The 20,702-nt window shown below is 44.5% G+C and carries 20 protein-coding genes; 5 read left to right on the forward strand and 15 right to left on the reverse strand.

From position 1 onward, the window contains the following. Nucleotides 1-325: 325 nt before the first annotated feature. The 5 genes from ruvB to aspS form a co-directional block, all read right to left on the reverse strand. Nucleotides 326-1,330 (reverse strand): Holliday junction branch migration DNA helicase RuvB, encoded by a 1,005-nt coding sequence (gene ruvB / locus ACYTPF_RS03675; RefSeq protein ID WP_179982833.1) that lies wholly within the window; start codon nucleotides 1,328-1,330, stop codon nucleotides 326-328. 69 nt (nucleotides 1,331-1,399) lie between these two features. Further along, entirely contained in the window at nucleotides 1,400-2,020 is a 621-nt protein-coding gene (gene ruvA / locus ACYTPF_RS03680; RefSeq protein WP_461851247.1) for a Holliday junction branch migration protein RuvA, read from the reverse strand. A 36-nt stretch (nucleotides 2,021-2,056) separates the two neighbouring features. Beyond that, nucleotides 2,057-2,575 carry a crossover junction endodeoxyribonuclease RuvC gene (gene ruvC, locus ACYTPF_RS03685; RefSeq protein ID WP_461851248.1) on the reverse strand — a complete coding sequence of 173 codons (519 nt, stop codon included), beginning with the start codon at nucleotides 2,573-2,575 and terminating at the stop codon, nucleotides 2,057-2,059. Next, nucleotides 2,575-3,015, reverse strand: coding sequence for a dihydroneopterin triphosphate diphosphatase (nudB, locus tag ACYTPF_RS03690; RefSeq protein WP_461851249.1), 441 nt, complete (start codon nucleotides 3,013-3,015; stop codon nucleotides 2,575-2,577). Before nudB ends, ruvC begins: the two co-directional genes overlap by 1 nt. 3 nt (nucleotides 3,016-3,018) lie before the next feature. Further along, nucleotides 3,019-4,779, reverse strand: coding sequence for an aspartate--tRNA ligase (gene aspS / locus ACYTPF_RS03695; RefSeq protein WP_461851250.1), 1,761 nt, complete (start codon nucleotides 4,777-4,779; stop codon nucleotides 3,019-3,021). A gap of 200 nt (nucleotides 4,780-4,979) precedes the next feature. Between aspS and ACYTPF_RS03700 the strand changes: the two genes are divergently transcribed. Together ACYTPF_RS03700 and ACYTPF_RS03705 are read left to right on the forward strand one after the other, a co-directional pair. After that, entirely contained in the window at nucleotides 4,980-5,879 is a 900-nt protein-coding gene (locus tag ACYTPF_RS03700; RefSeq protein WP_461851251.1) for a DUF72 domain-containing protein, read from the forward strand. A gap of 98 nt (nucleotides 5,880-5,977) precedes the next feature. After that, on the forward strand, nucleotides 5,978-6,454 hold the full coding sequence (locus ACYTPF_RS03705) for a GAF domain-containing protein (protein ID WP_461851252.1): 477 nt from the start codon (nucleotides 5,978-5,980) through the stop codon (nucleotides 6,452-6,454). Nucleotides 6,455-6,488: 34 nt separating this feature from the next. On the opposite strand, the gene ACYTPF_RS03710 is transcribed toward ACYTPF_RS03705, so the two are convergent. From ACYTPF_RS03710 to ACYTPF_RS03750, 9 genes are all read right to left on the reverse strand, one after another. Then, nucleotides 6,489-7,676, reverse strand: a complete 1,188-nt coding sequence (locus ACYTPF_RS03710) for a flagellin N-terminal helical domain-containing protein (RefSeq protein WP_461851253.1) — start codon at nucleotides 7,674-7,676, stop codon at nucleotides 6,489-6,491. A 152-nt stretch (nucleotides 7,677-7,828) separates the two neighbouring features. After that, entirely contained in the window at nucleotides 7,829-9,169 is a 1,341-nt protein-coding gene (locus ACYTPF_RS03715; RefSeq protein ID WP_461851254.1) for a sigma 54-interacting transcriptional regulator, read from the reverse strand. After that, nucleotides 9,166-9,750 carry a hypothetical protein gene (locus ACYTPF_RS03720; protein WP_461851255.1) on the reverse strand — a complete coding sequence of 195 codons (585 nt, stop codon included), beginning with the start codon at nucleotides 9,748-9,750 and terminating at the stop codon, nucleotides 9,166-9,168. The genes ACYTPF_RS03715 and ACYTPF_RS03720 overlap by 4 nt, the downstream gene beginning before the upstream one ends. A 1-nt stretch (nucleotide 9,751) precedes the next feature. Next, nucleotides 9,752-11,149: a sensor histidine kinase gene (locus ACYTPF_RS03725; RefSeq protein WP_269916124.1), complete on the reverse strand. Its 1,398-nt coding sequence runs from the start codon at nucleotides 11,147-11,149 to the stop codon at nucleotides 9,752-9,754. 62 nt (nucleotides 11,150-11,211) lie between these two features. Beyond that, nucleotides 11,212-11,493: an EF-hand domain-containing protein gene (locus ACYTPF_RS03730; protein WP_232091130.1), complete on the reverse strand. Its 282-nt coding sequence runs from the start codon at nucleotides 11,491-11,493 to the stop codon at nucleotides 11,212-11,214. Between the two features lie 301 nt (nucleotides 11,494-11,794). Next, nucleotides 11,795-13,864, reverse strand: coding sequence for a putative bifunctional diguanylate cyclase/phosphodiesterase (locus ACYTPF_RS03735; RefSeq protein WP_461851256.1), 2,070 nt, complete (start codon nucleotides 13,862-13,864; stop codon nucleotides 11,795-11,797). 160 nt (nucleotides 13,865-14,024) lie between these two features. After that, on the reverse strand, nucleotides 14,025-14,468 hold the full coding sequence (locus tag ACYTPF_RS03740) for a tellurite resistance TerB family protein (RefSeq protein WP_179982822.1): 444 nt from the start codon (nucleotides 14,466-14,468) through the stop codon (nucleotides 14,025-14,027). Nucleotides 14,469-14,631: 163 nt separating this feature from the next. Next, nucleotides 14,632-16,308: a SpoIIE family protein phosphatase gene (locus tag ACYTPF_RS03745; RefSeq protein ID WP_461851257.1), complete on the reverse strand. Its 1,677-nt coding sequence runs from the start codon at nucleotides 16,306-16,308 to the stop codon at nucleotides 14,632-14,634. 20 nt (nucleotides 16,309-16,328) lie between these two features. Next, a complete protein-coding gene (locus tag ACYTPF_RS03750; protein WP_179982820.1) occupies nucleotides 16,329-16,634 on the reverse strand; it encodes an STAS domain-containing protein in 306 nt (101 codons plus the stop codon). A gap of 170 nt (nucleotides 16,635-16,804) precedes the next feature. Here ACYTPF_RS03750 and yciH point away from each other — a divergent pair, with 170 nt between their 5' ends. From yciH to pheA, 3 genes are all read left to right on the forward strand, one after another. Beyond that, on the forward strand, nucleotides 16,805-17,137 hold the full coding sequence (yciH, locus tag ACYTPF_RS03755) for a stress response translation initiation inhibitor YciH (RefSeq protein ID WP_269916119.1): 333 nt from the start codon (nucleotides 16,805-16,807) through the stop codon (nucleotides 17,135-17,137). Nucleotides 17,138-17,198: 61 nt separating this feature from the next. Then, nucleotides 17,199-17,999, forward strand: coding sequence for a response regulator (locus tag ACYTPF_RS03760; RefSeq protein ID WP_269916118.1), 801 nt, complete (start codon nucleotides 17,199-17,201; stop codon nucleotides 17,997-17,999). Nucleotides 18,000-18,306: 307 nt separating this feature from the next. Continuing rightward, nucleotides 18,307-19,488, forward strand: coding sequence for a prephenate dehydratase (gene pheA, locus ACYTPF_RS03765; protein ID WP_269916117.1), 1,182 nt, complete (start codon nucleotides 18,307-18,309; stop codon nucleotides 19,486-19,488). A 49-nt stretch (nucleotides 19,489-19,537) separates the two neighbouring features. Here the strand turns inward: pheA and tyrA are convergent, their stop codons facing one another. After that, nucleotides 19,538-20,692 (reverse strand): bifunctional chorismate mutase/prephenate dehydrogenase, encoded by a 1,155-nt coding sequence (tyrA, locus tag ACYTPF_RS03770; protein WP_461851258.1) that lies wholly within the window; start codon nucleotides 20,690-20,692, stop codon nucleotides 19,538-19,540. Between the last annotated feature and the right edge of the window lie 10 nt (nucleotides 20,693-20,702).

The raw sequence follows: 20,702 nt of genomic DNA on the forward strand, positions 1-20,702 counted from the left end.
GATGGTGCATAGCACGGTCATGCAAGAGTTTTTTCTCCTGTTAGACATGAGTTCCCTGGATTTATTTCCTTCAACACTTGTTGTTTTAGCCCGCTCTCTGAGCGGGCTTTTTTTTGCCTATAGTTTGAGACTGTTTCTAATGAAAGAATCAATACCTATACCAGCCACTCGCTCTATACTCCTGTTCTCCCACGACCGACTTTGTTTCTACTCCAGCATAAATTTGTTTGACTTGCGCTATTTACTAAGCCTAAAAAAGCCCAGCTATCCAGCTAGGCCATTAATACAAATCTATACCCTGTTACCTGTTAAACAAAGCGATGAATTATTCTGACGGAGTAAAGCCAAAGTGCAGATAGGCGCGCTGTGATACGATGCGACCCCGTGGCGTGCGCTGTAAGAAGCCCTGTTGAATAAGGAAGGGCTCAATTACATCTTCTATGGTTTCTTTCTCTTCGCCTATGGCAGCGGCCAAATTATCTAAGCCTACTGGCCCACCATCAAACTTTTCAATAATAGCCGTAAGCAATTTGCGGTCCATGTAATCAAAGCCTTCTTTGTCTACATCAAGCATATCGAGGGCTTTAGCAGCGACATCAGCGCCTACGCTACCATCAGATTTAATCTCGGCATAATCTCGAACACGGCGAAGTAAGCGATTAGCGATACGCGGTGTACCTCTAGAGCGACGTGCCACTTCTTGAGCGCCTTCCTCATTCATTTCTAAATTAAGATAGCTTGCACTTCTCGCAACGATGCTAGTAAGGTCTTTTACATTGTAAAATTCCAGCCGTTGTACAATCCCGAAACGGTCCCGTAATGGCGATGTTAATGAGCCTGCGCGTGTGGTGGCCCCCACCAAAGTAAAGGGAGGAAGGTCGAGCTTAATAGAGCGCGCCGCTGGCCCTTCCCCTATCATAATATCAAGCTGATAGTCTTCCATTGCTGGATAAAGAATCTCTTCCACTACTGGGCTTAACCTGTGTATTTCATCAATGAACAATACATCGTTGCGCTCTAGGTTGGTAAGCAGCGCGGCAAGATCCCCAGCTTTCTCTAGCACAGGCCCTGAAGTGGTTTTGATGTTTACGCCCATCTCGTTAGCCACAATATTCGCCAAGGTTGTTTTACCTAAACCAGGCGGGCCAAAGATAAGTAGATGGTCGAGCGCATCATCGCGATTACGTGCCGCCTGAATAAATATTTCCATTTGCTCACAAACGTGAGGCTGCCCTGTGTAGTCTTCCAACATTTTAGGGCGAATGGCACGGTCAATCACCTCGTCTTCGGTACTGGCGTCAGGCGTAATCAGTCTGTCTGCTTCAATCATGATAGTTCTACTTTAAGGAATAACACGAAGACAGCATAACGACATTATCGCTGCCTTCACTACGGGCTATTATATAGCGGCTTTTAAGGCATCGCGAATTACCGCTTCGCTTTCCATACCTTCAGTGTATACACTTTCAACCAGCTTACTGGCCTGCGCTGGCTTATAGCCTAATGCGATAAGTGCGCTTTGTGCCTCTTCACGGGCGTCGTTTACTTCAACAATTGTGTTATTCGATAACAGGTCACTGCTAGGCGGTGGCATCACAATGCTTTGCGCTTTACCAAACTTAGCGAGCCTGTCTTTGAGTTCGACCACTAAACGTTCGGCAGTTTTCTTACCAATGCCCGGTAAACTTACCAATGCTGAAACGTCTTCATTTTGCACACTTGCCAAAAACTGCCCAGCCGACATACCTGATAAAATAGCTAAGCCCAGTTTAGGGCCTACACCATTAGCTTTTATTAACTCGCGAAATAAGCCTCTTTCCATTTTATCGGCAAAGCCGAAAAGTAGCTGGGCATCTTCACGTACCACAAAGTGTGTATATACCAACACTTCCTCACCAACTGCTGGCAGCTGGTAAAAACTGGTCATGGGCATATGAATTTCGTAACCAACACCAGCTACGTCTACAAGAATTTCTGGTGGCTGCTTTTCAGCCAACGTACCGCGAATTCGTCCTATCATGAATAATCTCTGTAAAAGCGTTAGCTTCGAGCAGGATTAGCGCAAGCGTCCGCGTACAGTTTTGCGAGCTTGTCCTGCCATATTTATTAGGCTCTGTTCGGTGTGTGCATGACATAAGGCAACGGCTAAGGCGTCAGCAGCATCGGCTTGCGGTGTACCGCTTAAATTCAACAGGTGTTTAACCATGTGCTGAACTTGCGTTTTATCTGCGCCACCTTTTCCAACTACCGACTGCTTAATTTGCCTTGCGCTGTATTCAGCTACTGGAAGCTGCGCTTGAGTGGCTGCAACGATAGCTGCACCTCTCGCTTGACCAAGCTTTAACGCTGAATCAGGGTTTTTCGCCATGAATACTTGCTCAATAGCAAACTGTTCAGGCTTATATTGGCGAATAATATCGCCAACGCCAGTAAAAATATTAGCAAGACGCGAAGGCAAATCGGTTGTGCCAACGCGAATACATCCGCTCGCCACATACACTACCTTACCTTGCTTTCGCGCTATTATGCCGTAGCCTGTAATCCGAGAACCTGGATCTATACCCAGTATAACCATTAAGGCACACTCGGTACAAACAAAGATACCGCTTCTTTATTAGAGGGAGACCATAAACGCGCCAGTGCTTCGTCTTTCGACACCCATTCGTACTGCAAGTGTTCTGTTAAGACAAGGGGTAAATCACTGTTTATTTGAAGGGAAAATACGTGCTCTGTATTGTGCACAGTACCTGGGGGATAACGGTGCAGCCAGCGGCTACGAATAACATATTTATTTTGCTTACCGTGGTCGTTAACCACAAAGCCGTGTGCTTTGGCATCGATACCAATTTCTTCACACACTTCACGGTATGCCGTTTCTAAGGGTAACTCCCCCTCTTCTAAAGCGCCGGTTACCGACTGCCAGAAGGTGGGGTCGTCTTGTCGTTGCAAAAGCAGCACTCGGTAGTGTTGGTCATACAACACTACCAGTGCAGATTCAGGCTTCTTATACGCCATAAATTACGATTGCTTTTTCACCGTTGCAATAGCGAGCTCTTCAAGCTGCTGTGGGTTCGCAGGGCTAGGCGCCGATGTTAACGGGCATGCCGCTGTGGTCGTTTTCGGGAACGCCATTACATCGCGAATAGAGGTTGCGCCCGTCATTAGCATTACCAAACGGTCTAGACCAAACGCAAGACCTGCATGCGGTGGCGCACCAAAGCGAAGTGCATCAAGCAAGAAGCCGAATTTGTTCTTCGCTTCTTCATCGTCAATGCCAAGAATGTTGAATACTGTAGACTGCATGTCTTCATTGTGAATACGTACAGAACCGCCACCTAACTCAACACCGTTCAATACCATGTCGTACGCATCAGATAAGGCTTCAGCTGGGTTAGCTTTAAGTTCTTCTGGCGTTAGACCACGTGGTGCAGTAAACGGATGATGGATAGCGTGAAGCTGACCGTCGAACTCTTCAAACATTGGGAAGTCAACAACCCAAAGTGGCTTCCACTCGCCTTCAAGAAGCTCAAAGTCTTCACCAAGCTTAAGACGAAGTGCGCCCATCGCTTCGGTAACCACGGTGTAGCTGTCTGCACCGAACAATAGAATATCGCCACTTTGTGCGCCAGAGCGCTCAATGATTGCGTTAGTAATGTCTTCCGTTAGGAATTTAAGGATTGGCGACTGTAGTCCTTCAAGACCTGCGCCAGCATCGTTAACTTTAATCCATGCTAGGCCTTTCGCGCCGTAAATACCTACGAACTTGGTGTATTCGTCAATTTGCTTGCGCGAAAGTGACGCGCCGCCAGGTACGCGAATAGCCGCAACGCGACCTTTCGGGTCGTTGGCTGGGCCGCTGAATACTTTAAAGTCAACGTTAGCAAGCAAGTCTGCAACGTCTGTTAACTCTAGCGGGTTGCGCAAGTCGGGCTTGTCGCTACCAAAGCGCTTCATTGCTTCTGCATAAGTCATACGCGGGAAGTCGCCAAGATCAACATCCAGCATTTTGTTGAACAAGTCGCGGATCATGCGCTCGGTAATAGACATTACGCCATCGGCATCTAAGAACGTGGTCTCAATATCGATTTGGGTAAATTCTGGCTGACGGTCGGCACGTAAGTCTTCGTCGCGGAAGCACTTAACGATTTGATAGTAACGGTCCATGCCCGACATCATCAGAAGCTGTTTGAAAAGCTGTGGCGATTGCGGAAGTGCAAAGAACTCACCTTTGTGCGTGCGGCTTGGCACTAGGTAGTCACGTGCACCTTCTGGCGTTGCCTTAGTAAGAATAGGGGTTTCAATATCAAGGAAACCTTCTTCTTCTAGGAAGCGACGTACAGCACCGGTTACTTTTGCACGGAATTGTAAACGCTGGCTCATTACAGGACGGCGAAGATCTAGATAACGATAGCGAAGGCGCTGTTCTTCGGAGTTTTCTTGGTTCCAGTCCAGTGGAAGCACGTCAGACTTGTTGATCACTTCAAGGCCTGTGCCTAGGATCTCAATCTCGCCAGTGCGCATGTCTTTATTTACTTGACCTTCAGGGCGCGCACGCACTTTACCCGTTAGCTTTACGCAGAATTCGCTACGCAATGTGTTAGCAACCGATAGCACGTCTGGTAAATCTGGGTCGAACACCACTTGTACGATACCTTCGCGGTCGCGTAAGTCGATGAAAATTACACCGCCTAAATCGCGACGCTTATTAACCCACCCGCAAAGGGTAACTTCTTGTCCAATGTATGATGAATCGATATTCCCACAGTAATCTGTGCGCATGGTCCTTGACCCCTGATGTTTTCTTCTTGCTTCGCATGCAATGAATTGGCGTTCAAAACCGTTTACTTTTGAGCTTAAGACTTTGCCAAAATTCGCGTAAACTTGCTGGCCAATTAACCGGCCCGCCCACAACATGCATAATGTAATGATTTAAAGGCCGCATAGTATAAACAAATGCTTGATAAAGCCCAATGACAAATATGCACAAATCAGCCATATCCCGAGGAAATCTCTACATTGGTTTGCCAATGTGGCAACACAGCCATTGGCCAAGCACCTGGTTTGCTAATTATCCCAAGTCTGATAATGGACTGTCGCTGTATGCCAAAGAGTGTAATACGGTGGAGGGGAATACCACGTTTTACTCACTTCCTCACGAAGACGCGGTAGCGAGATGGTGCGACTCAGTCCCCGACCATTTTAGATTTACCTTTAAGTTTCATCAGAACATTACTCATGTTCATCAATTACAGCATTGTGAAGAAGAGGTGGCTCAACAACTTGCTTTATTGAGCCCACTAAAAGACAAGTTAGGGGTGGTGATGCTGCAACTGCCCGCTTCTTTCGGGCCAGAGAAACTGCCCGTTCTAGACACGTTTTTAGCAAACTTACCTAAAAAATTAAACATTGCAGTTGAAGTGCGCCACCTGGCGTTTTTCGCTAAAGGTAATGAGGAAAAAGCGCTTAACCAACTTTTGATCCGCCACGGTGTAAATAGAATTATTATGGACACCCGAGCTTTATTTAGCGGGTCTTTAGATGCAGGCGGAGCAGATAAGCGTGATATGCTAGAAGAAGTCAGGCAGAAAAAGCCGCGGGTTCCCGTTAACGTTATCGCTACAGGCCAGACTCCCATTGTGCGCTTCGTGGGTAATGATATTGATGACGACAACCAGCGCTGTTTATTGCCCTGGGTGAAGAAAGTGAAGCTTTGGCAAAGCGAAGGAAAAGACGTGTACTTTTTTTGTCACCGCCCTGACAACAAAGACGCACCATGGCTGGCGCAACAGTTTATTGATTTGTACAACGCTGAAGAGATAGCCCACCGGTTAGACAACCTTTCAATTAGAAATCAGCCAGCTCAAAATGCCTTGTTTTAGACAATAACTGCTTAATAGATAGTATTTTTCTGATTTAAAGGTAAACTACGACGGTTATTAGTTTTTGTGTTAAACCACTTTTTATCGTGACCCCCACAATGAATCATGAATACGAAAAAGCACGTCTTGCTGCTTTGGAATCGTTAGATATATTAGACACTCCCCCCAGCGAACAACTTGATGCGCTTACTAAAAAAGTCCAAGAAGAATTTAGTGCTAAAACCTGCTTGGTAAGCCTGGTTGCTGAAGACCGTCAATGGTTTAAGTCGCGTCAATGCATGGACGCTACAGAAACCCCCCGTAACATCTCTTTTTGCACTTATGCCATTGCAGAAGAGGAATATTTAATAGTACCAGATGCAAAAGCTGACAAAGTATTCGCTAATAACCCGTTGGTGACTGGCAAGCCATATATTCGGGCGTATGCGGGTGCAATTTTACGTAATAAAGACGGCTATGAACTAGGTACCTTATGCCTTCTGTTTGATGAACCAAGAGACTTTACAGAAACTGAGATAGTGAGCTTAAAAAACTATGCTCGCACAGCGGAAATGATCATTTTTTCAGAACATTAAGGTCGTCGTTCCGCACACTACTTCGAGTGTAGGTTCAATTTAACAGGAACAGAACATTTTGTGGCATTTGATTGGCCATTGCTAAGACACTGATATTGGCCTTCTGTAGAATAGAAAAACGCGTTTCTTGGGCAGTAATGCTAGCAAAATCCGACTGAGTTATTTGAGCACTGGCACGCTGTAAATTTACGCTCGTGCTCGACATACTTTTGAGCGCTGAAGAAAAGCGGTTTGACGTTGCCCCCATATCTGTTCGCAAATCACCTATAATTTCTATGGCGTTATTGACCATGTCTAATGCGCTTCCATTTTGCTGTGCACTTTGCGCATCGTACTGTCCAACTTTGCTGTTCAAACTCGACGATATTTGAAACTCACCTGTCGGGGTAGCCACGCGGATATCGGCATTGGTCTGATTAAGGATTACATCGCCTGTTACCAAATTAGTGCTTGTTGCATTGAGCCCTAAAATTTCGTTGGCCGTAGTGCTAATTAGCGCCGCATTAACGCCTTGATTTTCCACTAACTGAACAGCCCGCTCTACAAACGTTAACCCGCTATCGGTTGAAACGCTCAATCTTTTTTCTCCGGGGTTATCCTGCGCTTGAAGTATCACTTCGCCGGCATTTAGTGCGCTCGATCCGGATACACTCTGCCCTGACAAGCTTTGAGGTTGTTGACCAGACGCTGATACTGAAAACCCCGTCAAACCCAGTCCGGCAAGACCAATCCCATCACCATCTTGCGTTAAATCGACGCGAATGTTGCTGCTGCCGTTCGCGCTTATCGCAAAATCGCGGATAAAGTTACCGTCAAAAAGTTTCTCACCTGCATAAGTAGTAGAATCAGCAATACGTGCTATTTCGTTGAGGTGCGCCTGAACTTCTTGATTTATAGAAGCTAGGTCGCTTTTACCGTAGATGCCGTTTTGTGAAGCTATAGACAGTGTGCGAATGTCATTCAAGTGGCGAGTGACTTCGCTTAGGCTACCATCAACTACTTGTAACAGCGCTTGCCCGCTATTAGCGTTTTCGACGGCTTGATTGAGTCCGATTGTTTGACTGCTAAGGCGCTCAGAGATTTGGAGGCCCGACGCATCATCACTCGCTTTGTTGATACGAAGCCCTGAACTGAGTTGCTCGAAGGAACGACTCAGGCCTTTGTTTACACCGAACAGGGTGTGTGTAGCCTGTTGTGTGGCTACATTGGTATGCAAAAACATAGTGAATCACCATATACATAACACCTAATATAAAGATAGTAGAATGTAAGTGGCTTACACCGTTTCCGTTTATAAAATAAACTAAAGAATAATGCAGAAATAAAAACAGGGGCTTTTAGCCCCTGTTAGTTCAGTCACAATTTACAACTGACTTATCTGAAATCGGCGGCATCTAAATCATGCTTTTTCATAAGTTTGTGCATGTCCGTTCGGTTTCTACCTGCAAGCTCAGCAGCGCGTGTTACATTGCCATCGGTCATTTTAAGAAGCTTATGAAGATATTGCTGTTCAAAGGCGTCGCGAGCCTCTGTGAGCGTTGGCCAGCTCTGCTTAGTAGCTGAAAGAGCTTGTTCTACTAAATGTAGAGGGATGACAGGTGTTTGCGTTAAAGCTACGCATTGCTCAACCACGTTTACAAGCTGACGTACGTTACCCGGCCAAGATGAAGTCACTAACTGTTGCATTGCATCGTCAGAGAACTGGCTCACATTCACACCATGACGCTGTGCACTTTGCTGAAGCAGCGAGCGAGCCAATAGTGGAATGTCCTCACTACGCGATTTCAGCGATGGAAGCTTAAGATTGACTACATTCAAGCGGTAGTACAAGTCTTCGCGGAAGGTGCCCTCTTCCATTTCTTTATGCAAATCTTTGTGCGTGGCAGAAATAATACGTACATCAATATCTACGTGTTTACTGCTGCCAACCGGACGAATCTGGCGTTCTTGTAATGCACGAAGAAGTTTAACTTGAAGTGTCATTGGCATATCGCCAATTTCGTCTAAAAACAGCGTACCACCGTCGGCTTCCCTAAATAAGCCAGGATGGGCTGCTACGGCGCCGGTAAACGCGCCCTTTGCGTGACCAAACAATTCAGATTCAAGTAAGTTTTCAGGTAGCGCACCACAGTTAATCGCTATAAATGGTTTATCGCTGCGGTTACTGGCTTTATGGATAGCGTTCGCCAACAGTTCTTTACCTGTGCCGCTGGCGCCACTGATAAGAACAGATACTTCGCGCTGGGCAATACGAAACGCTTGGTCTAACACGTTTAGCATTTCCGGGGAACGGGTAATGATGTCCTTTGCCCAATCTCCAGGCTGTGCAGCCTGAGATTGACTCAACGCTTTTTGCAATAATGCGCGCAATTCATCGTGATCAACGGGTTTAGGTAAGAAACCAAAGACACCGCGCTGAGTGGCAGCAACCGCATCTGCAATAGTGCCATGGGCCGTCATTAAAATAACAGGGATGTCTTTTCTGATTCCCATTATCTCTTCAAATAGGCTTAAACCGTCTAAGCCTGGCATGCGAAGATCGCTTAATACAACATCATAGTTATCGTTCTGAAGTTTTCTCAGCGCTGACTGACCGTCTTCCACTGCGGTCACATTGTACCCCTCGCCTTCAAGGCGAATGGTCAACAAGCGCAATAAGCTTTTATCATCATCAACCAACAATAAGTTAGGGTTACTACTCGCCTTCTCGCTCACTGTGGTGTACTCCTGTTTTTGTCCATCAGTGTTGCTTCTATTTGCAACAGTTCTTCTAATTTTTTACGCAGATTAACGGCTTCTTGTTCTAGCGCCTTAACCTTCTCTCCACGAGATGTATTTTCTTGTTCCAACACGACCATTGCGGACTCAAGCTGCATTATCTGGTTGTTTTGCGAAGCAGCAATAACATTAACTACTTCTTGGGCTTCTGCTGTGAATGTGCCCGCGATATCATTTAATGCTAATTGTGCGCGCAACCTGTCTTGATAAGGGGTATCAATAGGTAGCGTTAAAATATAAGCATGGATGGTGTCAAACGCTGAATCCCCCAATGCTTTTAAAGCCTGCTTACGCTCTACCCAAGGTTGATTAGCTGCTGCAATCCACGTATTAAGCCAATAGGCTGCATCGCAATTGTGTTCAAAAACAGGTGGCGGCTCGTTAAACAAACAGATACCACGTTCTATTTTTGCTACAGGTGTCACTTTTTCTGGCTCACCCGTGTTGCTGCTGTTTCTGGTTAAACTCTGACATCCTGTCAGTACCAGCAAGGCAACAATTAAACCACTTATTCTCATTTTATTTTTCCTGTTGCGGAATGGTCACTCTAAAGCAAACATCGGCATAGTCTACATCTACCACTTTTACATCACCATGCATTAGTCGAGCGCAATCGGCAACAATTGATAATCCTAACCCCGTTCCGATAACATTGTCGTTTCTTGGCTCGGTCCCGCGGATAAAAGGTTCAAACAGCGTGTGTACTGATTCTGGCGCTATGCGTTTTCCTCGGTTGGCGACATCCAGTACAAGGCTATCATTTTCGTTATAAAGGCTAATATTTATCGGCCGTCCAACTGCTCCATGTGCTACAGCATTGGACACTAGGTTATCAAGTATTCTTCTAAATAATTCCTCGTCTACATGTACTGAAGATGAGGAGATATTCACGTCTACCTCTCTATCTTGAATGGCAAGGGCGTAGTCCTCTAAACAGGCTTCGACTAATTTATTTGCATTACTTTCAACAATTTTAGGCTGCGCTTGTTGTAGTAGCAGATTGTAGTCGAGTAGTTTCTCAACCAAAGTATTGAGCCGCTGGGTACTTGCAGTAAGTAAAGACAAAACTTCTCGTTGAGCGTTGTTTAATTCGCCTACCACGTTTTCTGATAATAAACTGCAGCCCTCTTTAATGCTTGCTAAGGGTGTTTTTAGTTCGTGCGCGGCATGCCTCAATAGTGCGGTTCTAATGTGCTCTAGCTGCTGCAGACGATCATAAAGCCAGTGCAAATCTTTCTCTACATCAATAAGTTCTCTAGGTGCCTGCTTAGACAGTGGCGGAAGCTGACCGTCACTATGTGCCATGATACGAATAATTTTTTTGAGGTTATTAACGGGATTTACAATTAGTTGGCTGCCCATCAATATCAGAAGTAACGACACGCTAACCAGCATTGCAGTAGACCATGCCTGTTTTGCCTGCATGGCGTTTAAGTCGTCTTGTTGTACCTTAACCCGCTCTGTTATGGCCGCTTCTACATCGTCACGCAGTTGGTCAACACTATCTCCTACCGATGCTAGATACGCATTGAGCAGCAGCTGATCTTCGATGGCACGATATTCAGCGAGTTGATTAAGTTGCTCAGATAAACGGGAACAGGTTGCTGGTACGGAAAGCGCCTGACATAAGTTATCGGCTGCCACAGCAAACTGGTCTATGGCATTATCAGAGAGCTGCGCCACCCTGTCGTTACGTAAAACGGCAAACTGTCTGATACTGCGCTCTACATCGACCACTGCATTATCCAGACGTTGCATATCACTTACGACATCCACCACAAAGCGCGTTTCAAGGGTAGTCATTTGACCTACCTTTGCTAAATCGCTTTGGCTTTGCCAAAGAAGCGCAATAAGGGGAATAAGGGCCAGTACAAAACTTCCTAACGTTAACTGCCTTAGTGAACCAAGTTGTACCAAGCGCTCACCAAACGATACCTTGTTTATCAGAACCCTACCCTCATTGATGTTGATGTTCTTTCCTACTCACTCGCGGTGAGCTTTTTGTTACCTGGCGTAAGCTTGCTCTTCGCCAACTCGGCTTCAGAGAGCTTACCGTCTTCGTTGTCGTCAATCAGCCCAAAGTTTCGCAGTAATTCTGTATGTCTTACTGCTTCTTTAAGTGAAATAAGACCATCTTTGTTTGTATCTAATTTCTGCATAAGCGTGCGCGCTGGTGTAGCATGCGCATCGGCTACTGAAACAGCTTGTACCGCAGCAACTGCACAAAGCGCTAATAAAACTTTTTCGAGACGTTTCATCATGAATCCTCCGCTAAACGCTTTTTAAAATCCTTCTCAATTCGCCAATTGCTAATCTCTGATGGTTTCCGCCATTTCGCAATCAGTTATGTGGATATTACCATTAGTCTTCAATTAACCACTATGTTTAATGCATTCAAACTACCTATGCTATTTTCAGACCAAAAGAAATATTAACAATATATACAACAACTTAAGAGCTGCACCGTTAGTCCCTCGCCTGTAATTAAAGGGCGGGTGTTGCAATAAAGAAACACTAGGCGTGAACGTATGCCGCCAACATTGTCGACATACTTTTGTAGCTTTAAGCAAATTGTTCAGCTTTATACTGGTAGGGAGAAGCGACAAGGTCATTGATGGGGACAGGTTTGCTAAACATGAACCCCTGAACGTTGTCACAGCCGTGCTCTATCAGATAATGCCATTGGTCAAGGTTTTCTATCCCTTCAGCGCAAACTGAAAGTGATAGGCGTTTTGCCAAATCGATAATAGCGCCTGTTACTAGTCGGCTTCGTTCTGAAGATTGGAGTTCAGTCACAAACTGCCTGTCTACTTTGAGGGTATCTATATTGATTTGAGTGAGATAACTCAAAGATGAATAACCCGTACCAAAATCGTCAAGCGCGATAGCACATCCCATATTACTAATGCGCCTGAAAAACTTATTAGAAAGCGAGAAATTTTCAAGATAAGCACTTTCGGTAACTTCAAATTCAATGTTCTCTGGGTTCACGTCATAAAGCGTAAAAGTATTGTAGATATGATCGAACAGTTGATTACTTCTCAAATCATGACCGGATAAATTAATAGAGGCCCTGAAAGGCCCCTTTGCCCAGCGTGTGAGGTTAGGCATATCCATACACACTCTGTTGATGACCCAACGCGTAATAGCGGTGATCTTCCCGCCTTGTTCCGCGATAGGAATAAACTCGTTTGGCATGACAAGGCCGAACTCAGGATGCTGCCAACGAATCAATGCTTCAGCACCAATTACGTTGCCAGTGTTGTTTACTTTAACTTGGTAGTAAACGACAAACTCATCGTTGGTTATACCTTGTTCTATACCATTGGCTAGATGCAGTTTACGCTTGTGAGATTCCACCATATCCGGCGTAAATAATGTGTAGCTTCCCCTCCCCCTTGCCTTTGAACGATACATGGCTAAATCAGCGTTACTCATAAGCTCACTTAAATCGTACCCTGCATCAGACGCTGTGGCCACGCCGACACTCAACCCTACGGTAAGCGATAGCCCTCTGAGTTCAAAGGGCTCGTCGAACGCTGTAATTAGCCGCGTTGCTAAACTCTTTGCTTGATCTGCCGTCGCATCTCTATCTGGGAGGACTAAAAACTCGTCGCCGCCTAAACGAGCAAACAAGTCACCGTCTCTGAGCAAACACTGCACCCTATCTGCAACTTCTATCAAAATAAGGTCGCCGGTTTCGTGTCCTAGCGAATCATTTATCCCTTTAAAGCCATCAAGATCGAAAAATAGTAACAATAGATCTTCGTCATTTCTTTTGGCTCGGGCTAACTCCAGTCTTAAATTATCAAGAACAAACTGTCTGTTAGGTAACCCTGTCAAACTATCGAAATTCGCAAGGCGAGACATTGTCTCTTGCTGGTCGACCAAGGTTTGTTTTTGTTCAAAGTTCACCAGTAACTCAACTTCGATAGCATCTAATAAGCTGTTAATGTTGGTGGCTATGCTGCCTATTTCATTAGATGAGTTTATTGAGCTTCGTAGTGCGTAATCTTTGGTTTCAAACACTTCTTGTGTAAACCGCCCTAACGAGGCCAAAGGTGAAATTAATCTGGATACTATGAAAATACATACGCCAGTACACAATAGCCAAAGTGCTATAAAAACTGGTATTTGTTCTAAAAACTGCCGAGCACTATTTGTCGTCTGAACGTTGGTGGTGTCAGCGTAAATAACAATGTGCCCCATGGGGTAAAGGCTACTACCAACAATTTGATGGGAAACAATGACACCTTCGTATTGGTTTATACCATAAGGAACGCTTTGAGGTGTTTTGGGGACCGTGGGGTCGCTTATTTCGAGCACTTTTTCAAGCTGAATAGCAGAGATAACGCGGTAGTTATTGTCGTAAAAAGCTGCTGATAAAAGCTGTTGATGTTCTTTTACGGGTTGGAACAACATAGAGAGTAACGCGTCGTTCCCAGGGCTCCTTTCCATCATCTCTGATAATTGTAGCGCAAGAGAATTACTTAAAGCGGCGGTGTTGTTTTTTACTAACTCAACTACAGACTTGCTATTATCTAATTTATAAACCATAGCGATTGAGATAATTAAAACTGCCGAGGATAAGGCAACAGCAATCCCAATGGGAACTTTCAATGTTTTCAACACACGTGTGTCCTTGCTTACTACTTTGATTAAAGCGGTACATGCAAGGTTAACAATCCCCCTAACACAGCCACTTTTTTATTATTCTGGCTGCAATAGTATGTCACGGACTCAAAAATTAAAAATGGATTTTTGAAGGTATTTCCCCCCCATTAAGCGTTAATTATTTCGTACCTTCAACAACTTCGAGCTTTGTTTTGATGAACTGGCTGTGAGGGACATACAACAAATCGGCGATTTGTCGTATTGTACTTTCTTCCAGCGGCGCTAGGGAATTATCGGCGTACGCAATAACCCAAAGGCTTTTAATTACGCTAACTTTTTCCTCTGCGGAATAATGATTATTGAGAACCTGAGTAAAGTGAACAAGGTCCACTGCATCATCCGCTGTTTGGTGCCCTCGCTGTAGCAAAAGCTCCATAGCCTCATCATCGACATTTACCAGACGTTTAAGCTGCTTTTCATATTCTTCCTTTTCCGTATCGGTTACCTGATTATCTGCATTGACCAATTCGCTAAGTAAAGCAGCGGTGGCAAGTTCGATGGTGTAGGCAGGTTCCGCTTTTTTGTGAGACTCTTCAAAGAGTTTGAGAAATGATTTCAGCATAAGCCCTCAGGTTTAAAGTTATGGTGACGCAGTTTTTACTAAAGGAAACTGAGTATTTAGCTAATTCATACTGAGTGGAAGGAGATTTCGATTAGTTGCTTAATTCCTTGGATAACTCTAGGGGGAAAGGCTATATAGTCCAAGCTAAAAAGGCATCTTTTGGCTAATTTCGAGTGCTTAGCAGACAAAGGACTTTGCTTCCGTTATTTTCAAACCACACTCTCTCGCAGAGTGCGGTGATGAGGGGAATGCCTCGACCGTAACACTCATCATTAGATGAGCGAGGTTCTGCTAAATAGGTTTTATCTTCCCATTGAAACCCTTGCCCACTATCCTCAACCGAGATCAGCACTTCGCCTTTCATGGGTAAGGACTCAACTCTGATGATAATTCGCCCATGTTCCATCACTTTTAATGACGCTTCACGTTTTTCGTAATACTGTTGAAAGCCCCTGCTATCACGCTTCAGCTTTGAGTCTAACTTCAGGATCCCGTGCTCAAGTGCATTATTAAATAATTCTGATAATACCGTGTACACAATTGAACGAATACCCTGAATCCCCTCACATTGCCCGGTTAATTGAAGTACACGAGGCAGAACATCGGGTTCCTTGAGGTGTTTTGCCTCAAGAACAACTTCATGTACTGAGGGAAAACTACTTTCGACTTGGCTTTGTACCGGCATCTTTATTGGTTTTGAAGTAAATACAACCAAGGTCACATCATCATGAAAAGTAGATGTCGCGCAGTGCGCTTTGGCCCGGTCAAACAAAGACCTTGCCTTAATAGCACCGTCCTCTGTCATTTGCTCTTTTACTATGTCGATTAACCCGTCTTCTAACAACATATCCCCATTGCCGCTGGCAATTTCTATAAGCCCGTCACTGCATACAACCAATTGCTCGTTATGCCCCAAGTTAATAGTGTCAGTATCCGTATTTAGCTCGTGTTCTTCCAAAATACCCAAGGCCATATGGCGAGAAGAAAACTTACGCAACGCCATATTTGTTTTAGCGGGAATAATCACTGCAGGCATCCCGCCTTGCCATAAATTTACACGATTCCCTTGCGCATTAATTTCACCAATTACTGCCGCCATAAACATGTCACTGGGTAAAAACCTGATGAGTATTTGATTTAGTTCACTAACAATTTCAGATACAGATACACCTTGCTGACTTAACTCCTGAAACGCACGGGTTACAGGCAGCGCTCCAATGGCCGAGGCAAGGCCATGACCGGTAAAATCTCCTACAATGAAATAGATGCCACCACTTGGGCTTGCTTCACACAGAAATAAGTCGCCGTTAAAAGTTTCAGCAGGTTTAAGGAAACAGTCGAAGTGAGCCTGCACTTCTGGCCGATTAACAATAGCATGACTGAATATATGTTCTACGATGGAATGTTCGCGGGCCACCCGTTGGTTAAAAACTCGTAGTGTTTTGTTTTGTTCATCAACGTATTCACTTAGCGCGCGTATTTTTAAATGCGCTCGAATTTTTGCTATTAAAATATGACGGTCGAAAGGTTTAGTTGCAAAATCATTGCCTCCTACTTCCAAACAGCGTACTAGACTGTCTTTATCTTCTAAAGCAGTGATAAAAAGAATGGGGAGATAAGGGCCTTTTGCGAGTTGTCTAATTTTAGGCGCAACATCAAAGCCTGACAGGCCAGGCATTACCACATCAAGCAGCACAAGATCTGGCTGCTCTTCAATAAACTTTTCAATCGCCTCTACGCCATTAACGGCTTCTACGCATTTTTTATAGCCTGCGTTGTAAAGCATGTTAGTCAATAAAGTACGGTTGATAGCCTCATCATCAACAATAAGGATTTTCAAAAGAGGGTCCTTTCTACAGGCTATTTAATGTCGAACTTCTTATCGAACCGGGATATTTTGAGGATCTTAGCCACTTGGGGTCTGGCATTTTCGATGCTGTACGTAAGCGTTCTTTCGGCTAGTGTTTTTTGCATATTCAACAACATGCCTAAGGCTGAGCTATCCATGTACTCTGTACGAGATAGATCCACAGTGATATGACTCACATCATTGTTAAGCTCACTGTAGGCGTTTCTAAAGTCTTCTACTTTGCTGAAGTCGAACTTTGTACCCACATCTATAACTAACACTTTCCCTTGATTTTGATAGCTTGAGGTTATTTCCATATGCTTTCCTTAAAATGTCAGCAGAAATGCTTCAATACATGCTTTTATCTTTGCTATCCTTATTCTAGTTGAACTTTTCTACATCGCCATCGAAGGCTAATTAAACTTTCGTATGATTACACTTTGTTTAGTGTATTAAAGATGGTTTTACAGAATTTATTGAGGTATTTATGCAAGATTGGCAAGACGCTCTTTTGGTTTACAGCACACAGAGCGGCAAAATAAAGCCTGAGCAAAAAGCTGAGCAACGGTCAGTGTCTACTGACGGCGTAGTTCGTATTCATCGAGAAACAAAAGGTCGCAAAGGGAAAGGCGTGTCGTTAATTAAGGGGTTGGATCTCCCTTCAGATGAACTAAAGAAATTAGGCTCAGAACTAAAAAAGAAATGCGGTTGCGGCGGTGCAGTGAAAGAAGGTGTCATTGAGGTGCAAACTGATGATAGAGAAAAACTGCGCTCGCTACTTACCGACAAAGGGTACAAAGTTAAGCTCGCTGGTGGTTAGCGATAAAAAACTACCGGTTCGCTCTCACTTTTTCATAAACATATAACAAAAAGAGTCTGAAATGGAAAAGCTGTCAATTTCTGATTTACACATTATTTTGGTTGAACCTTCTGATACACAACGAAAAATTATTACTACGTTGCTGTTGAAGGAAAACGTTAAGGAAATTGACCCTGTCAGTACCCTTTCCGAAGCCCGTTCTGCGGTTAAAGCCCATGGCGCCGACTTAATTGTAAGTGCGATGTACTATGAAGATGGAACCGCACTAGAACTTCTCAAATTCATCAAAGAAGATGATGAATTTAAGAGTATTCCATTCATGCTGGTGTCTAGTGAAAACCGATTGAGCAAGTTAGAAGAGTTTAAACAAGCAGGTGTCGCCGCTATTCTTCCAAAACCGTTTGAGACTCTGCACTTGTCTCGAGCGCTAAATGCTAGCCTTGACCTTATAAACCACGATGAATTAGAACTCGATTTATTCGACGTACACGATGTTCGAGTACTGCTAGTCGATGACAGCAAGCTTGCAAGAAATCACATTAGACGCGTACTTGAAGGAATGGGGCTACAGCGAATTCAAGAGGCGGAAAATGGTGCCGCAGCGCTTACTTTGATAAAAGACCAAGCTTTCGATCTTGTTGTGACTGACTACAATATGCCAGAAATGGATGGTCGAGAGTTGTCTGAGTTCATTCGTTTTAACCCAGAAACTACCCACATTCCTATTATTATGGTGACGTCTGAATCGGCAGATAGCGCACACATGGCAAACATTCAGCAAACTGGAGTAAACGCGTTATGCGACAAGCCGTTTGAACCAAATGAAGTACGCCAAATGCTCTCTGCACTTCTAGGTAATTAAATTTCGCTGAAGCATCTATTAGCTATGGCCGCATGTCGCAAAAGGTTAGGGATTTGCGGCAAGCTTATTTTTAGCTCTTTTTCAAGCCCCTCATATCAAAAACGACTATACATTTTGTAAAAATGAGTTGACACAAATAGGGCTTCAACATACATTCATGGTTATGAAACAGAATATAAAGCACGTAGCATTTTTCTTTTTTGCGTTTACATCCTTTAATTAGGGAGGCGCAGCTACATGCATGAAAACCTCCCTCTAGGGAGGTTTTTTTTTAGCAACATTTTTACACGACTCACACGGGAACCTTATGTCAGACAATGCACTAGATACTGTTAGAGAGCGCATTACCGCTCTAGACAGTGAATTACTTACACTACTCTCGGAACGCAGAAAATTAACCAACGAAGTTGCTGAGACGAAAATAAAGCATCATATCCCTGTGAGAGATCAAAAGCGCGAAGAACAGCTGTTGGTTCGCCTAATAAAAGAAGGGCAAGATATCGGTTTAGACCCTCATTATGTAACACAGATTTTTCACGTCATTATCGAAGACTCAGTTTTGAATCAACAAGCTATGCTTGCAGAGCGCGCCAACCCTGGTAGCACGCTGCCATTGAACCGCGTGGCGTTTTTAGGCGATAAGGGCTCATACTCTTATTTGGCTACACAGAAGTATTTTTCACGGAGACCTGGCGAGTTACTTGAAATTGGCTGCCAAAGCTTTGCTGAAATTATTAACAAAGTTGAAAGTACAGAAGCCGATTACGCAGTTTTGCCTATTGAAAATACGACCTCGGGCAGTATTAACGAAGTGTACGACCAGCTGCAGCATACTCAGCTAAGTATTATTGGCGAGCTTACCCACCCAATTCGCCATACCTTGTTGGTGGGAACTAACACCAGTATAGATAAGATTAAAACGCTTTATGCACATCCACAGGTATTCACCCAATGCAGCCACTTCTTAGCGGAACTTGGTAACGTTGAAGTAAAAACCATGGACAGCACTAGCTCAGCTATGTTGACAGTTAGCGAACTTCAGCGCGACGACGTAGCAGCTATTGGAAGTGAAGCTGGCGGAAATCTTTACGGCCTTATGGCAATTAAAAGTAATTTGGCCAACCAAAAAGAAAACCACAGTCGCTTTATTGTTGTGGCACGTAATCCGGTTGTGGTGCCTTTACAGGTACCGGCTAAAACTACGCTTGTTATGTCTACCGTTCAAAAGCCGGGAGCGCTTGTTGAAGCACTTCTCGTGCTTCGAGAAAACAGCATAAATATGACTAAGCTCGAGTCCCGCCCAATGCCTGGTAACCCGTGGGAAGAGATGTTTTACATTGATGTGGAAGGCAACGTAGAAGACGGCCCTGTACAAAATGCCCTTGATGCATTGCGAGGTATTACGCGCTACATCAAAGTGCTGGGATGTTACCCAAGTGAGGAAATTAGCCCAACTAAAGTGGCAGCGGCAAGCGCGTTGACAAACTAGTACCAAAAAGGCGAGCTCAATTGCTCGCCTTCTTATTCATTCTTTTAGTTTATTTATCTCTTAGAAGCTGTCCGTCATCAGCCTTTAGCAACATCTGTTTACTATCTACTAAACACTTCTTCGCGTAGTCTCCAAACCAAGCACCGATTCTCATAAACTGCTCGACAAACCCTTTTTTGTCTCCGTTTTCAAGTAACGATAAAGCGATACCAAAGCGCTCGTAAAAACGGCGTAGCAGTGCAAAATTGTCAGGATTATTAAAGATAATATCAGCATAGAGTTGTGGAGACTGGGCAAACAGTCTTCCAACCATTGCTAGCTCTAACCGATAAATAGGCGAGCTAAACATGGTCAGGGATTCAAGGTTAGGACCTTCACCTTTCAAATGTTGCCCATACACAAAGGTGTTGAAGTGGCGCATGACCTGAATATACGCCATAGCTTGATCGTGCTCTTGTGCGCTTGAGTCATGAATTGTGGCTCCCCAAATTCGCATTTGCTCAATCAGCCAACTGTACTTTTCACTATGGCGTCCGTCACACACTACTACGACTTGTTTGATCATGCCTGGCGCATCAGGACCAAACATAGGGTGCAACCCAACGACAGGGCCGCTATGCACAGCAAGCATTGCCTCTAAAGGCTTAGCTTTAATACTGGTTATATCCGCAAGCACGCAATCTTTTGGCAGCATAGTTAGCTTGCTAATCACGGCTTCTGTTAAGTTTATAGGTACGGCAACAACAACTAGTGAAGCACTGCTAAGCAGCGATGCTGCTCTACCACTTTCCCAGTCGTCTTTTTCAACCACCGAAACTTTATAGTTACTTCGTTCAAATAAACTGACGAAAACGCGACCAAGAGCACCTGCACCACCAATTACTACGACGTTGTCAGTATCGGGTTTTACGCATCGATACTTGTTGTTTTGCGTGTGGTAAGACTCACGCATTACGCGTCGTAATAGGTCTTCTGTGAGCTCGGGAGAAACCCCTAGTGCCTCGGCCTGAGCGCGGCGAGACGCGATCAGCGCTTTTTCACGTTCAGGTACATAAACAGGCATGCCTGCTTCAGCCTTAATCTGGCCGACTTGGGTTGTGATTTGGTTGCGTTTTGCGAGTAACTCGACAAGCTGGGAATCCAGCTCGTCGATACCTTCTCGCAGCGTATCTAACTGTTTTAAGTGCTGCGATAAATCGGCCATTCTGTCTTAT

The organism is Alteromonas sp. HB246098 (assembly GCF_054890645.1).

What these genes read in the sequence shown, in the direction of transcription:
- tyrA (WP_461851258.1), bottom strand. Translation starts at nt 20,692, where the DNA reads ATGGCCGATTTATCGCAGCACTTAAAACAGTTAGATACGCTGCGAGAA.
- aspS (WP_461851250.1), bottom strand. Translation starts at nt 4,779, where the DNA reads ATGCGCACAGATTACTGTGGGAATATCGATTCATCATACATTGGACAA.
- ACYTPF_RS03750 (WP_179982820.1), bottom strand. Translation starts at nt 16,634, where the DNA reads ATGGAAATAACCTCAAGCTATCAAAATCAAGGGAAAGTGTTAGTTATA.
- ACYTPF_RS03730 (WP_232091130.1), bottom strand. Translation starts at nt 11,493, where the DNA reads ATGATGAAACGTCTCGAAAAAGTTTTATTAGCGCTTTGTGCAGTTGCT.
- ACYTPF_RS03740 (WP_179982822.1), bottom strand. Translation starts at nt 14,468, where the DNA reads ATGCTGAAATCATTTCTCAAACTCTTTGAAGAGTCTCACAAAAAAGCG.
- ruvC (WP_461851248.1), bottom strand. Translation starts at nt 2,575, where the DNA reads ATGGTTATACTGGGTATAGATCCAGGTTCTCGGATTACAGGCTACGGC.
- pheA (WP_269916117.1), top strand. Translation starts at nt 18,307, where the DNA reads ATGTCAGACAATGCACTAGATACTGTTAGAGAGCGCATTACCGCTCTA.
- ruvA (WP_461851247.1), bottom strand. Translation starts at nt 2,020, where the DNA reads ATGATAGGACGAATTCGCGGTACGTTGGCTGAAAAGCAGCCACCAGAA.
- ACYTPF_RS03705 (WP_461851252.1), top strand. Translation starts at nt 5,978, where the DNA reads ATGAATCATGAATACGAAAAAGCACGTCTTGCTGCTTTGGAATCGTTA.
- nudB (WP_461851249.1), bottom strand. Translation starts at nt 3,015, where the DNA reads ATGGCGTATAAGAAGCCTGAATCTGCACTGGTAGTGTTGTATGACCAA.
- ACYTPF_RS03760 (WP_269916118.1), top strand. Translation starts at nt 17,199, where the DNA reads ATGGAAAAGCTGTCAATTTCTGATTTACACATTATTTTGGTTGAACCT.
- ruvB (WP_179982833.1), bottom strand. Translation starts at nt 1,330, where the DNA reads ATGATTGAAGCAGACAGACTGATTACGCCTGACGCCAGTACCGAAGAC.
- ACYTPF_RS03700 (WP_461851251.1), top strand. Translation starts at nt 4,980, where the DNA reads ATGCACAAATCAGCCATATCCCGAGGAAATCTCTACATTGGTTTGCCA.
- ACYTPF_RS03720 (WP_461851255.1), bottom strand. Translation starts at nt 9,750, where the DNA reads ATGAGAATAAGTGGTTTAATTGTTGCCTTGCTGGTACTGACAGGATGT.
- yciH (WP_269916119.1), top strand. Translation starts at nt 16,805, where the DNA reads ATGCAAGATTGGCAAGACGCTCTTTTGGTTTACAGCACACAGAGCGGC.
- ACYTPF_RS03710 (WP_461851253.1), bottom strand. Translation starts at nt 7,676, where the DNA reads ATGTTTTTGCATACCAATGTAGCCACACAACAGGCTACACACACCCTG.